This is a genomic window from Streptomyces typhae, from assembly GCF_009755605.1.
Taxonomy (GTDB): Bacteria; Actinomycetota; Actinomycetes; order Streptomycetales; family Streptomycetaceae; genus Streptomyces; species Streptomyces typhae.
On record NZ_WPNZ01000001.1, the window covers coordinates 279,661 to 293,183 of the forward strand.

General features: G+C 68.3%; 14 protein-coding genes and 1 pseudogene. All 15 read right to left on the reverse strand.

The window, feature by feature from the left end; translation table 11 throughout:
- Positions 1-254: 254 nt before the first annotated feature.
- Positions 255-1,214, reverse strand: a complete 960-nt coding sequence (locus tag GPA10_RS01195; RefSeq protein WP_246258601.1) for a CpaE/TadZ family protein — start codon at positions 1,212-1,214, stop codon at positions 255-257.
- Between the two features lie 242 nt (positions 1,215-1,456).
- Positions 1,457-2,788 carry a type VII secretion integral membrane protein EccD gene (eccD, locus tag GPA10_RS01200; protein ID WP_343040162.1) on the reverse strand — a complete coding sequence of 444 codons (1,332 nt, stop codon included), beginning with the start codon at positions 2,786-2,788 and terminating at the stop codon, positions 1,457-1,459.
- A 418-nt stretch (positions 2,789-3,206) separates the two neighbouring features.
- Entirely contained in the window at positions 3,207-4,613 is a 1,407-nt protein-coding gene (locus tag GPA10_RS01210; protein ID WP_343040163.1) for a DUF6177 family protein, read from the reverse strand.
- Positions 4,614-4,668: 55 nt separating this feature from the next.
- Positions 4,669-5,529, reverse strand: coding sequence for an immunity 49 family protein (locus GPA10_RS01215; protein WP_058852704.1), 861 nt, complete (start codon positions 5,527-5,529; stop codon positions 4,669-4,671).
- 12 nt (positions 5,530-5,541) lie between these two features.
- Positions 5,542-8,076, reverse strand: a complete 2,535-nt coding sequence (locus GPA10_RS01220; protein WP_157163845.1) for a hypothetical protein — start codon at positions 8,074-8,076, stop codon at positions 5,542-5,544.
- Positions 8,073-8,465 (reverse strand): DUF6507 family protein, encoded by a 393-nt coding sequence (locus tag GPA10_RS01225; protein WP_058852706.1) that lies wholly within the window; start codon positions 8,463-8,465, stop codon positions 8,073-8,075. The genes GPA10_RS01220 and GPA10_RS01225 overlap by 4 nt, the downstream gene beginning before the upstream one ends.
- A gap of 145 nt (positions 8,466-8,610) precedes the next feature.
- The gene (locus GPA10_RS01230) at positions 8,611-8,922 is read right to left on the reverse strand and encodes a pore-forming ESAT-6 family protein (protein ID WP_157163846.1); all 312 of its coding nucleotides are present in this window, start codon (positions 8,920-8,922) and stop codon (positions 8,611-8,613) included.
- Between the two features lie 110 nt (positions 8,923-9,032).
- On the reverse strand, positions 9,033-9,362 hold the full coding sequence (locus tag GPA10_RS01235) for a hypothetical protein (RefSeq protein ID WP_058852771.1): 330 nt from the start codon (positions 9,360-9,362) through the stop codon (positions 9,033-9,035).
- A gap of 277 nt (positions 9,363-9,639) precedes the next feature.
- The gene (locus tag GPA10_RS43925) at positions 9,640-9,921 is read right to left on the reverse strand and encodes a pentapeptide repeat-containing protein (protein WP_198351476.1); all 282 of its coding nucleotides are present in this window, start codon (positions 9,919-9,921) and stop codon (positions 9,640-9,642) included.
- A gap of 82 nt (positions 9,922-10,003) precedes the next feature.
- Positions 10,004-10,198, reverse strand: a pseudogene (locus tag GPA10_RS43930) (pentapeptide repeat-containing protein); the annotation flags it as partial.
- Entirely contained in the window at positions 10,195-10,875 is a 681-nt protein-coding gene (locus tag GPA10_RS01250; RefSeq protein ID WP_157163848.1) for an OmpA family protein, read from the reverse strand. The gene GPA10_RS01250 and the pseudogene GPA10_RS43930, both read right to left, overlap by 4 nt.
- Before the next feature lie 2 nt (positions 10,876-10,877).
- Positions 10,878-11,477 (reverse strand): hypothetical protein, encoded by a 600-nt coding sequence (locus tag GPA10_RS01255; RefSeq protein WP_157163849.1) that lies wholly within the window; start codon positions 11,475-11,477, stop codon positions 10,878-10,880.
- A gap of 32 nt (positions 11,478-11,509) precedes the next feature.
- Positions 11,510-12,085: a pilus assembly protein TadG-related protein gene (locus GPA10_RS01260; RefSeq protein WP_157163850.1), complete on the reverse strand. Its 576-nt coding sequence runs from the start codon at positions 12,083-12,085 to the stop codon at positions 11,510-11,512.
- A gap of 32 nt (positions 12,086-12,117) precedes the next feature.
- Entirely contained in the window at positions 12,118-12,336 is a 219-nt protein-coding gene (locus GPA10_RS01265) for a hypothetical protein (protein ID WP_157163851.1), read from the reverse strand.
- 293 nt (positions 12,337-12,629) lie between these two features.
- Positions 12,630-13,520, reverse strand: coding sequence for a DUF5936 domain-containing protein (locus tag GPA10_RS01270; RefSeq protein WP_058852713.1), 891 nt, complete (start codon positions 13,518-13,520; stop codon positions 12,630-12,632).
- Between the last annotated feature and the right edge of the window lie 3 nt (positions 13,521-13,523).

Sequence of the window (13,523 nt, forward strand, 5' to 3'; positions counted from 1 at the left end):
TGCTTTGGCTCGGCCGGCTTCCGTGTGTCGGCTGGTTGCGGTGCCTCGCCTGGCTGCTGTGCCTCGGGTGACCTTTGTGCCTCGGCTGGTTGCTGTGCTTCGCCTGGCTTACGTGCCGCGTTTCACTTCTGTGCCTCGCCTGGCTTCTGTCCTGCGCCTGGCTTCTCTGGCTCGCCTGGCTGCTGTGCTTCGCCTGGTTCCTGTCCCTCGCCTGGCGCCCCTGCTTCAGTCGGCCCGTGCGTCCCATCTCTGGCTCACCGCACCTGTACCGCGCGGTGCATCGCCTCGGCGGCGAGGCGGACGGCGGCGTCACGGGCGGCCTTGCCGAGGTGGGTGCCACGGATGGGTCCGCCCTGGGCGAGGTGGCGGTCGTACGCGACGGGCACCACGGCCACGCCGGTCTCGCGCAGGTGCGCCGCGGCGGTCTTCAAGTCGAGGGTCATGTCCGGCGAGTTGGCGGTCAGGGCGACGACGGTGGTGGCCAGCGCGGAGTGCGGCAGCCGGGACAGCCAGTCCAGGACGAGACGGGTGCCGTTCACGCCCTCCACGGTCATGGGGGCGACGACGACCCGGGCGTGGGCGGTGTCCATCGCGGTACGGGCCACCTCGCCGGGCAGCGTCTCGCAGTCGGCCACGGTCACCGCGAAGTAGCGGCGCAGGGCGAGCGTCACGGTCCGGTACGTCGGTACGTCCAGCGGTGCGCCGACCCGGCCCTGGCTCGCCGGCAGGAGCCAGCCACCGTCCGGCACGGGCACCAGGTAGCCCGTGACGTCGGTCAGCTGCATGGCAGGCGTGAGGATGCGCGCGAGGTCCGCGCAGGACCAGCGGACCGACTCGGCTCCGAGCCGCACGGGCAGAGTGCCGAGCGCGGCGTCCGCCTCCAGGGCGAGCACCGGGTCGTGCCGGTAGTGGTGGAACGTCCGGCTCAGCAGCGCGGAGACGGTGGTCTTGCCGACGCCGCCCCGGATCGACGTCACCGCGATGACCCGGCCGGTGGTGACGGGCTGCTGTACCTCCCGCGCGATCCGCGACTCCTCGGCGACCTCACGGGCCGCCGAGGAGGTGAGCCTGCGCAGGGCGCGTCCGGTGCGGCGGGGTGCGGAGTCGCCGTGCAGGGGGCGGCCGAGGGCGATGGCGAGGCGGGGGTCGACTGTGGGGGTGGATTCGGGGGTGGGGGTTCCGGTTCGGGAGGCGGGGGCGGGACCTCGGTCCATGGGGGCGGGTGCTGTCGGCGGGATCGAATCGCCGTCGGTACCGGCGCTGGTACCAGTAGAAACTTCGATACCGGCGCTGGTACCAGTGTCGGCACCGGCGCTGGTACCAGTAGAAACTTCGGTGCTGGCACTGGCACCGGCAGGGACATCGGTGCTGCCACTGGCAACACCAGAACTGCCCCCCAACTCCCGCAGCAAGTCCCGCTGCCAGTCCTCCCGTGCCTCAGTCATGTCCGGCGTCCTCACGCGAAGGTCTCGAGCAGCCGCCCGTACACACCGAACACGCCGAGCGCCAGCGGCACCAGGGCGATGACGCCCAGCGACTCGAGGCCGTCGCCGATCCTGCGCAGCCGCACCCGTACGTGTTCGGCGGGCCGGACCGCGAGGACGAGGAGAGGAGCGAGGGCGAGCACGACGAGGAGCGCCAACGGCCCCGTCGTCGCGTCGCCCTGCCCGAGCCACACCCACGCGAGGCGGGCCGTCACGGAAGCGGCGGCGGCGAGGAGCACGACCACCTCGGCGACGAGGGGGAAGGCTCGCGCGCGCAGCGCGAGGACCAGGGCGGCGTCCGCGGCGAGCAGCACCGACCACACCGTCACCTCGCGCAGGGCGAGCACGCCGGCGGCACCGGCCGAGACGGCGAGCGCGACGGTGGCGAGGGCGAGCCCGCGGTGGGTGGCGGCGAGGGCGCTGCCGACCTCGTACCGGCTGACGGAGGCGCCGCCCGACCGCCGGTCGTCGAGGCCGGAGAGTCCGGAGGCCATGAGGGCGAGGCGGGGCAGCACGCCGAGTACGACGACGGACACGACAGCGAGCACGGCGCCGACGCGGTCGAGGAGCTGCCCGCCGTCCTGGAGGCCGAGGACGGCTTCCCACGCGATGCCGCAGGCGGCGAGGGCGCAGCCCCCGACGATTCCACCGCGCCCGAGGGGGGTGAACCATCCAAGGAGCAGGAGAGCGACGACCAGCACGCCCCCCACTCCCGCCAGTTGCGCGGGCCCGGACCAGCCATGGGCGTGCCCGGCGGTCCAGACGCCGAAGACGCCGAGCGCGCCGGCGACGGAGACGAGGGTGGTGGCGAGGCCGCGCCGCCCGGCCCGCCCGAGCAGCGCGCCGCCGAGCGCGGCCACGGCGGCGACGAGGAGGAGCGCCGCTCCCGCGCGGGAGTCGTCGAACTCACCGCGGGCGAGTGCGGCGGCGGCCAGGGCCCACCCCACGGCAGCAGCCCCGCACACCGCCCGCTGGGACCCCTCGCTCCACCGCCAGGCCCGTACGTCGAGATCGCCGGCGGCTTCGTCGGTGACGTCGTGGACGACGGGTGCCGAGGGGGCGTCCTCGGCACGCACGAGCCGCAGCACGGCTCCGTCGGCGACACCGGCCGACTCCAGGCTGCTGTCCTGCGCGAGGGCGGAGCCGTCGGCCGCCACGAGATACCGCAACTCGGGCCGGGCGCCCACGCGGTCGTCGAGCAGCCGCATCACCTCGGGCAGCAACAGCCCGACGGGCTCCCGGGAAGGCAGCACGAGATCGACCCGCCGCCGCTCCCCCACCAGAGTCACCCGGCTCAACGCCACACGCCCCTGGCCACGGCCATGGCCCTGACTTCGGCGCATTGCCCCCGCGGATATCACAAGTTCGAACCTATCACCGAGAAGAAGCGGACACGGAGGGCGTTTCGGCTGATCCGGAGACCTTCCCCGAAGAGGAAACGGAGGAGTCCGGAACAGGAGAGCCAGGAACTGAAGAACCGGGAACGGAGGAACCTCCCCCGGGCTTGTCCTTCATCACCCGATGCGAAATGAACGACCACCCCACACAACCGGCACACAGCACGGCGGCGATCACAATCCCACCGATCATCTTCCCCAGCCGCTCGTCCCATCCCCGCCGCTGCCGCTGTCCACCGAAGAGCAGCGCATCACGAAGCCGCCGCCGCCGGACGGCGACGGATTCCAGAAGCTGACTGTCGTAGTCCTGGGCCGCCATGGCTATTCACTTCCCGGCCTCGAGATGGCTCATCAGTTTCTCCAGGTGCTCCCAGCCTGAGTAATCACTGCCGTCGCCGAGCGGATAGTGCAGAGCGGGCGCGGCAGCGGGTCCGAGGGACACCGGGCTGATGTTCATGGGCGGGCGGCCCGCGTGAGCAAGGCCGATGTCCCGTACCGCGTCGGGGCCGAGGGTGAAAGCCGCCGGTACGGGCGGAGGCTCGAAACGCGGGGGGACGGTCAGATCGCGTCGGGCGGCACGCAGTGACGTCAGCATGGACATCAGTCCGTGCCCGACTGCCAGAGTCTCGGCGAGGGGCTGGACGGCATCCAGCGGAACGGGTTCGTCGGCGCCGTAGCCGAGGGTGAGAGTGATCTCTTCCTCGACGCCGGCCGTGGTGCGGGTGACTCCGGTCGTCGCCAGGGCCGGGCACTCGGTGCCACCCACGGTCAGCAGCCAGGTCGGCCGTGGCGCGCGACTGCGGGCGAGGCCGGTCAACTGGCGCGTCGACCAGGGCAGGCTGATGGGCTCCGCCGTGCCCCATCCGGCCGGGGGTGCGCCGGTGAGACGACGGAACGCGGCCTCCAGGGCACCGCCGAGAACGAGGCCTTCGTCGGCGTCGTGCCGGGTGCGGAGGTAGATGATCAGCTGGCGTTCGCCCGTGTTGGGGACGGGCTTGAAGGAGTCGGCGACTCGGGTGCCGCCGTCCGCGTCGAGGACGGGTGCGAAGGCAGTCCCCTGCCAGTGGAGTTCGGCGCCGGACAGGCCGTCGTAGTAGCCGGCGCCCGGTCCCTGGACAACCCAACGGTTGGGGTGTCCTTGCAGAGCGATGCGGGTGGGCAGGGTGAGGGTGGTGTGAGGCGGGGTGACGATCGTCAGGGCGCGGCCGTCGGCGGTGGCGCGGCGCAGGGCGTCGGAGAGCCAGCTGGTCATGGCGACGACAGCGCGGTCCTGGATGACGACGGCAGTGTCGTCGGTGAGGGCGTCGACGGCTGGGGGCGTGGCGGCCTGGGCCTCGCCGGATTCGTCCGTAGCCACGGAGACGACATCGGTGTGTGCCGCCTCCGGAGGCCAGACGGTGCCGCCGAGGACGGTGGCGACGCGTCCGGCAAAGGATCCCGCGAGCCGTTCGGCTTCTTCGTACGCGGTGGAGGCGCGGGCCTCGGTCCACCAGAACGGGACGTCAGGGAGCCGCACTTCGCGGCCGAGCAACCGTTGGGCCTCTCCGAGGGTGTGCACGAGGAACGGCGCCTCGACGGAGACCAGCGTTCTCCCGTCGGGCGTGCACAACTGCACGACCGCACCGTCGGCCACCGTACGGACCTCCAGGTCGGGACCACCCGCGAACAGCCCGGCCAGCACCGTCTTGGGGTCGGGCATGGTGGGCGTGAGGGCTATGACGTCCCTGGTCACAGCGACCCCGCTGCCATGGAGGACGTCGTTGGCGAGCAGACGGTCGAACCCACCATCAGGTTTCGAACTCCCCTGTCCAAGAGCGCTCCAGCAGTGCTTTCGGAATGTACTCCGACTCCACATCGATCGGGAATCCGGCATCGTAAGCAAGGCAGGCGATGGCCAGGGGCCCCAGAGCTATTGCGCCCTGGAGGTCGTTGCTGCGCTCGGCATTCGCCGTCCAGTACGCCTTGTGCAACTCCAGAGATTCGGCGAGCGCGGCATTGAACGCCGCATGGTCCTTGCGCAGGAACTGAGCGAACAGGTGGATGGGCTGGTACAGGACGTTCTGCAGAAGATCTCGCGGCGCGATCGTGGCCACTTCGGGGTAAGAGGCCTCGATCGCGGCCTGCAACTCCTCGAACAGGCCGGGGCGTTCGGTCCAGTACATCTGCAGCGCCTCTACCCAGTGGTACACGTACTGGTCACCGTGTGCGCCGGACTCCCGCAGCAAGTCGACGGGGATCTGGCACAGGGCATCCATGCGTCCCTGCTCCCGGCAGATGATCACGAGCCAGAGCGCAGTCAGCCAGTTACCGGCGTTCGCATAGAACTGCGGACCCGTCGCCAGAACAGTGCGAGGCTCATCCATGATCCGGCACTCGACGACACCCTCAGTTGCCCGCGCCGCGGCAAAAGCAGCCGTCCATACCTGCATAGCGGCAACCGTGGCTTCCCACGTCTCCAACTCGGAGGCATCGGAGTCGAGCAGGGCCCGGCCCTGGACCAAGGTCAGCGCCTCGTCCAAAGCAAGACCGAAGGCCGTGGCGGACTCGCCGAGACTGTCGACGCCTTCTTCCAACTCCTCGGTCAGCTCCCGAAGGGCAGCCGCGTCCAGCGTCCCCGGCCGGACGTGCCGCACTACTCGCGCCGTCACTTGACGCTCCCGTCATCTGATGTCGAACGTCCACTTCGAGTAGCCAGCGTACTCGCCCGCGGCAGTCGACTTGGCCTTGACAAGGACGTAGTCCACGTTTCCGTGCCTAAGGGCCTTCTTGAGTTCACGATAAAGGCTCAACTCCCTCGCGTCCCCGTCCAGACCGCGCTCGCGCATTTTTCTCAGAATATCGACGAAGTATTCCTTCGAGCCTTGCCTGGCATCGAAACCGTTGGGAAGCTCTCGCTTTCCGAGGCCCAGCTTGTGGCTACCCTTGGACTCGATGACGACAAATTTCCGCGTCCCGTTGCCGTCCGTATGGCTCCAAAGCTGATCGAACTGATCATTTCCATTCTTCGGGCCCGACAGCTCCTCCCATTGGTATCCCTGATAATGCTCGGGTATCACATGGTAGCGGGACACGGCCTCGCCGAAGGCCTCGCTGTCTTTGCTCATTCTTTCATGGAACGGTGCATGCCGAGCCTTGATATCCTCATGCGCACGAAGATTGGCGTCCGTCCGCTTGGCTTCGTACGCCTCCTTGGCTTCACGCACAGGGTCATGCCATGCATTGTCGGCCTGCACCGACGCATACCTCTGCCGAGCTGAATCCTGGATCTTCGTGAGATCTTCTTCGGTGCGAACCGTCCCCGTTCCACGATCGACCCGCGATCCAGGTAGGTATTTTTCCGGGAAGGGTGAAGGTTTATCACTCGCCGCGATCCACGAGTGCGGATTGTTCGGATCCTTCTTCAGATGAGGCGGAGTGAATCCACTTTCATCTGTTATATGGAGACGGTTCCTTCTCCCGTGGATTTGGTAGTACTTTTCGAAGTAGCCGGGCTCGTGATTGGCCCGGTAGACCTGTACATCTTTGATCTGTTGGGGACTGAGGTCGTCGTACCAACCCGCACCCGCCGGGTGCGGCCCGCCGGGACCGCGTCCCGGAAGGTCTCCCGTACCGGACCCGCTGCCGCCACGTGGACCCGGACCATGCCCGGAACCACTGTCTGCCGTACTGGCACCGCTGTCTGCCGCGCCGGCGGCTCCTGGATTCCGCGCCCCTACGTCGCCGCCACTTTGATCGTGCCGCTGACTCCTCGCAGAACCGGCTTCCCCGTGTCCGATCGACGCGTCGTGATGCGCGCTCGCGTGTGGAGCCGGACCGTCCTGCGCCCTTGCCTCCGCGCCGACCAGCTCGTGCCGCCGTACCGGCTCCGGAGCAGCCGCACGAGCAGCCGCGGACGGCTCGTGCGGAACGGTGCCGGTCTTGTCCACGCCCTTCTCGCTGACCGTGAACTCTCCGTCTTTGACCACCACTTTGGAACCGTCGTCGAGTTCCATGACGCTGTACACCGGCGGCGCGTCGATGTTCACGCCGACGTCGGACCCTCCGCGGATACGGGAGGTGAGGTCGGAAACCTTGGGCAGAGACGCCAGCTTCGGTATGTCAGGCATCTTGCTGATCCCCTTGCCTCCGACCGCGATGGCAGCCGACAGAGGATCGGCGTACGTACCGGCCTTCGCGCCGACACCCGCCGCCTTGGCCGCGGCGCTTCCCCCCTTGGCGACGACCCCCATCGGGCCGGCTCCCAGGGTCAGGACGTTGAACGTGGCCGTGCCCGCAGCCCGGACCGGGTTGTCCTTCCACTGGTCCCAGGCGACCACGCCCTTGGCGAAGTCCCGCGCGGCACTCTTCTGGCGCTTGACGCCCTCGCTGTCGACATCCCGCATCAGCGTCTGATCCCAGAGCAGGTCGAACGGCTTCGCCGCGTACTGCCCGAGGCCACCGAGGGCCGTGCCCAGTTTGCTCCAGGCGTCCTTGGCAGATCCCCCGATGCCTACCAGATGGCCCAGACCCTTGAGCGCCCCGCCTGCTCCGTCGACGACGAATCCGTCCCAGACGTAGTGCTTGAAGTGCCGGTGGACCTCGTATACGTGGATGGACTCGCTGACCGCGCTGCCCCAGGGCAGGTCCTTGGCCTCTTTGAGGAGGTCGGAGTCGTAGCCGTACGGGATGATGTCCTTGGTCGGCTTGCGGCCACTGCCGTCGTCCACGACGAACTTCGGGCCGTGCACGATGGCGGAGATCTTGGTGGCGGCCCGGCGCTCGGCCGCTTTGAAGGCACTCACCGTCTCGGACACGCTGTCGCGGAGTTCGTTGTTGCGGTCGACCTTGTCGCCGTCGTACGTCCAGTCGTCGTCGCCCTCGACACTGTCGACGAAGGTGATGGCCTCCGCCCTCAGGGTTTCGAGGCGCTTGGCGAGCGGCCGGACCTCCACGGCGTACGTCTCCAGCGCGTCGGCGACGGTCTCGAGATCGGCCGCGAAGTCGTCGGACTTGTGCAGCACCGGTTCGGTACTGGCGAACAGGTCGTGCGCCTCGGGTGCCTTGTAGTAGGCACCCAGCATCTGGAAGCGGGAGTGGACGTCCGCCCCGCCGTCACGGATGCCGATGGCATCTCCGCGCAGCGCCGAGATGTCCTTGTCCAACTGCTCGAGTTCGCCGGTGAACCGCGGTATGCCACCGGGCGCGATCATGTTCATCCCTTGCCGCCCTTCTTACGGGCGGCTTCCAACAGGGCCTCGACGTCGACGGCCTTCGCGGCGTTCCGCTGGGCGATCGCGGCCTTCTCCTGGTCGCCCCGGAGGTAGTGGTTGGTCGCCTCGATCGCGCCGTTGACCGACTTGCCGGCCCGGGCCCCGAGCGAGAGCACGTCTCCCATGGTCCGGTCCACGAAGAGAGCCAGCGCGATGCCGACCGGCCCTGTCGGCACCTTCCCGCAGTCGCCCCCGCTGATCGTCCCGGCCGAGGTCGCGGCGCTCTCCACATCGGTCCCGTACGCCTTGATGTCCTTCGCCATGTCATCCATCGCCAGCCCCACCAGCGACGTCACCGACTCCACCCCGGACGGCGAGATGTCCCATGCGGGCATGCCGAGCCCCCCTGCCGATCCCCGTTGTCCCGCTTCGCTGACTGCTTGTCTCTACTGCCTGTCTCTACTGCTTGCCTCTACTGTCGGCGTTGCCTCTGCTGCCGCCCATGACGACGCAGAGCGGCCCTACCTCGCCGCCCGGCGCTCAGCCGATGTTGTTCACCGCGGCACGGGCCCGCGACAGGGTCGTCTGCGCCGTGCCGTCGTTCTCCTCCAGCGTCGAACGCACAAGGCGGATGATCTCCCGCACCTCGTTCGCCGCCTTGTTCCAGCGCACTTCCTTGCCGTGGTACTCGTCCGAGACGCCGTCGGCCTGATAGTCGGCCATCGCCGCCTTCACCGCGCGGTCGCGGTCTCCGAGCACTCGTTCCAGATGCCCGACGATGATGTGCAGATTGCCCTGTACGTCACCGGACGCACCGGTGTCGTACGAACGCCGGTCCTGATTGCCAGCCATACCAAACCCCCGTGCTGTCATTCACGTGTCTGAGTGAAGGAAGGCTGCGGCGCCGGGCCCGCCCAGCGGCCCGTGTCCGCCGGTGACCGCGAGGCCGCCGGCTCCGTCCGTCAGCCGGAGAAGCGCGCGGCCTGGAAGTTGGCGGCGCCCATGTTCCGGTGTGCGTTGTCCGACTGCTCCTGCGTGCCGCTCGCGAATGCCTCGTCCATGCCGGCCTGGCCACCCAGTATCGAGGTCAACGCACCGTTCAGCGCTGCCGTGATCTCGTCGGCCCGCAGCTTGAACGAGTCAAAGGTTGATTTGCCCGCGCCGTTGAACTTGCCCTCCAACGGCTCCGCCGCCTGCACCAGCTGATGAATCAGCGTTCCCAAGTCATCACTGGACCCCGCCGTGTCTTTCCCCAGCACGGCAAGTGTGGTCTCACCCATGTCGAACTTCACTGGCCACCCCCGCTCGGTCACACCCCACGTAGCGCTTCGAACATACTCTCTCACAGCGCGTTGCAGGCGCAACGCAGTAGTCGCAGGCTCGCCTGATCTCGCCAACTGTGTGACGGGAAAGGTGAGGTACGCGCGCCTGGCCATGACGTTGTCCCGGCTGCGAGCATTCGCCATGGTTGACAACAGACACCGCTGGAACCAGGCAACAACGCGCTGATGAAACAGCCGCACGGTCCCCGTGCCCATTCCCTGCACACCGCGTCCGAAGCGGAACCCCTCATTGGCCAGAACTGTGCGATCGGAACCGGGGCTCGCGGAAGTTCACCCGGCAGCGGCCTCCCTCTCCGCAGCTCCCGTACCGCCGTACCGAGTACGCGAACAAGAGCCCCTCGAAGGATATCTCCCGCACGGACGCGTCGGTCAGGTCGGCGCCCTGCAGACGTATGCCTACAAGGGCGGCCCCGTCGAGGCAGGCTCCGCCGAGGTCGGCGCCGCGTGCGTCCACTCCGCACAGGCTCGCGCTGTCGAGATTCGATCCTCGCAACAGAGTGCCCTGCATCGACGCCTCGTTCAGTTCCGTCCTGACCAGGCACGCGCGCGTGAGGTCCGCCGCGTCCAGGAGTGCGCCCGCCCTCCAGGTGGGCCCGGTACAGGTCCGCGCCGGCGAGCTTCGTCCGTCGCAGGTCGGTCTGGCACAGGAGACCCATGCCGAAGTACGCGCCGGAGAGATCCGCCAGGGACAGGTCCAGGCCGACGGCGTCCAGGTGAGTGTCGGTGCCGTCCGCCCAGGCCTGAAGAGCCGCGACGGCACGCGCGTCGGCCGGAAGCCGTCTCAGGGCGACGACTCCTCTACTCCCCCTCCCCCGTCCCCCACTCCCACAGCCGGCCCCCCACCCCGCGGGAACGACACCTCCACCCGCCGGTTCTTCTTGCGACCCTCCTCCGACCCGTTGTCCGCGATCGGATAGTCCTCGCTGTAGCCGCGTACGGCGTACGTGACCTCCGGGCCCAGGTGTGAGGCCAGTTCGTCGTGGACAGCCTCTGCGCGGTCCTTGGACAGCTTCTTGCCGTGGGCGTACGAGCCCAGGTTGTCCGTGAAGCCGAAGACGCGGACGTCGGTCGCCCTCTGGGCCTTCGCCTCCTCGGCGATCGCCTTGATGCGGGCTGCCGCCTCCGGGTTCAGCTTGGGGCTGTCCTTGGGGAAGAGGACCTCCGCCTGCAGGGCGAACTTCACGTCCGTGTTGGTGTCCTCGCGGCGTTCCGCGCCGCCCATGTCCTCCACGACGGACTTGATGTCGAGCACCTTGGCGGGCGCGAGGGTGGCACCGTCGGCCAGCTTGAGACCGGGGCTGTTGGAGTCGACCTCGGGGGGCGGGGACGTGGTGGTGCTGCCGGGGGGCGCGCTGGGGTCTTCGTCGTCGGCCCAGGCGTGGGTGGTGGGGGTCAGGAGGAGGAGGGCGGTGAGGGTGGTGGCTGTGACGGTCGCGGTCCTCAGCGAGCGGGAGCGGTTCATGGTCACTCGCCCTCGGAAATCTCGATGCTGGTGGGTGGCATGGCGCCCACCTGGAAGGAGACCTCTTTCGTCTCCTCCGGTGGCGCGGGAAACTGAGCGAACCAGTCGACTGTCTGGCCGGATTCAACACCGCCTTCGAACTTGGTGCACAAGCAGCGGCCACTGGTGTCCCGCAGGACGAGATACTTCTTCCTGCCCTTGCTGTCGACAAGGCTCGCGCCTGCGATGGACCCGCCGTTCTTCTGCAACTCTCGTTCGTCGCCGCGCCACTCGCCGCCCGTCCACAGACCTCCGCCGGAGTTGGTCACCTGACCTGAGACGGTGACGAAGCCCCCTTCATCCCGCTTCGCGGAGCTGATGACCAAGGTGACACCGTCGCCCTTGGCCTCGGCGAGGGCTTGCTCCTCAGCAGGCTGCTCCGGCCCGTTGTCCTTCCGTTCGTCCCCGCCGCCGTCGGAGGGCGGCGCCGAGGACCTGCTCTCGTCCGACTTCCCGTCGTCGCTGTCGCCACCACCGCAGCCGGCCACCGCGAGAACCAGGCCAGTCGTGATCGCCACCGCGGTCGTTGCCCGGCGGATCCTCATGGTGCGCCGAAGTGTCATCGCTACGGCTTCCTTATCTCTCTGCTCGCTCGTCAGTCGGCCAGGTGCACGGAGAAGAGTGTCGACGCGTCTGGAAGGTCCTCCAGGCCGAACTCGTCCGGGTCGATTTCGATGGGCTCATCATCGCTGCCACAGACGAACTCCACCGCCTTTTCGGGATCTGCAGACTCGGCCACGTCGCAACGCGGCTTGATGACGGCTGTCGCTTCGGCCCTCGCGTGCTGACTTTCCGTTCCCGGGATGATCGAGTCACCTACCGTGTAATTGGTGGTCACTTCCACCCAGAAGCCCGGATACCCCCCGACCTCTGTCTGCTGGGAACCGGTCACGTGCGAGTCGTTCTCGGCCGCCAGCGCATCCGTAGCTCCACCGCCCTCGCCGGACGGCATCTCGCCCGTAAGCCAGTCCAGCCATTCGTCTCCCTCGCCTGCCTCAATAGCGCCGCCGAGCCCTTCGACAAGCTCGTCCCTGGCTTCCATCGCCGCGGCCAGCGCGGCCGCGTCCGCAGCCGACTGTGCGCCGTTGCGAGCCGAAGCCGCTTGCGCGAAGGCGAAGAACGCAAGCGCCACGAAGAGCAGAATGGCTGTGAGCCAGATGTAGAGGGGCAACGTCGATCCGATGTCCCCTCGTGGAGTACGGGTCAGGTCCCGATGACGTTGCCCACCGCGTCGCCGATGGCCTTGGAGATCTTGTTGTCCAGAGCCAGCCCGTCGATCAACGTGTAGATCCCGGCAATAAGGATCATCAAACCCGCATACTCGACGAACCCCGCACCGCGATCCTTCTCCATGCCCCGGATCCGGGCTTGCAGCCCCACCGTGCACTTCACCCACGCTCCCAGCACGCGATCCTTCAGCATGACGGACGACCTTTCTCTCCCACCCGGAACCGGAACCGGAACCGACAACTTGACCGCTTGCGCCGACCTCGCCGGGCCGGTCGACCTCACCGGCCCGGCCGACCTCGGCGACCTCACCGAGCACGCGCACGCGCGCACCGTACGTCACAACAACTGCCCCAAGAGGGCTTTCCCACAACCAGCTTGTGGGGCCGGGGGCGGGTTGGCGTGATGGGCACCGTGCGGTGCGCCGTCGTGGCAGGAGGCGTAAAGGCCTCTGCGGGGGTTGCTTCAGCGAAGACATATCGTGATCGTCACCGCCCCAGAATCGAACCGAAGTCGGAACCGGACCCGAGGAACATGCCCGCCGCGATGAGGATCATTGTGGCCGGGAGCATGAAGACAAGTGTCACCATCGTCGCTTTGGGGATCGTCTTCGCGGCGCGGCGCCGGGAATTCTGGGCGTCCGTACGGCGCATGTCGGTCGCGAGTTGGATCAGGGTCTCGGCGATCGGGGAGCCGAGTTCCTCGCCCTGTTGGAGGGCGGAGACGAATTGGGCGACCTGTTCCGAGGAGTTGCGTTTGCGCAGTTCGTCGAAGGCCTGGCGGCGGCTCACGCCCATGTCCATCTGGCGGAGCGTGATGCGGAGTTCATCCGCCCAGGGCCCCTCGTACTTCTCCGCGACGCGGTCGAGGGCCTGGCGGAAGCCGAGGCCCGCGGAGACGACGACGGCCAGGACGTCGAGGAAGTCGGGGAGCGTGCGGTCGATGACCTCGCGGCGTTCGCGGATCGCCTGCCAGATCAGGGCATCCGCCGCCACCGCCCCGAAGACGAAGGTCATGGCCGCGAACAGCGGTTGGCCGTTGGTGAGGAAGATCAGGCCGAGGAGGAGGCCGAAGGCCCCGTACACCGCTCTGCGGGCCGCGTAGCGGTCTATCGTGAGGCCGCCGGGGTTGCCCGCCATGTCGATGCGGCGGCGCTTGGCCGTGACCCGTTTGGGCCCCATCAGGCGCAGCACGAGTGGCGCGAAACGCATGCCCAGCCGGTCCACGGCACCACCCGCCACCGAGACCCGGGACGCGCCGACCTCCAGGGCCACCGCGAGGTCGGCAGGGAGTTTCGCCTCGGCGCGGTACATGCGGATGCCCTGGGCCGCGCCGGCCACGGCGATGCCCATCAGGGCGGCGAGCAGGAGTGCGGTCATGGT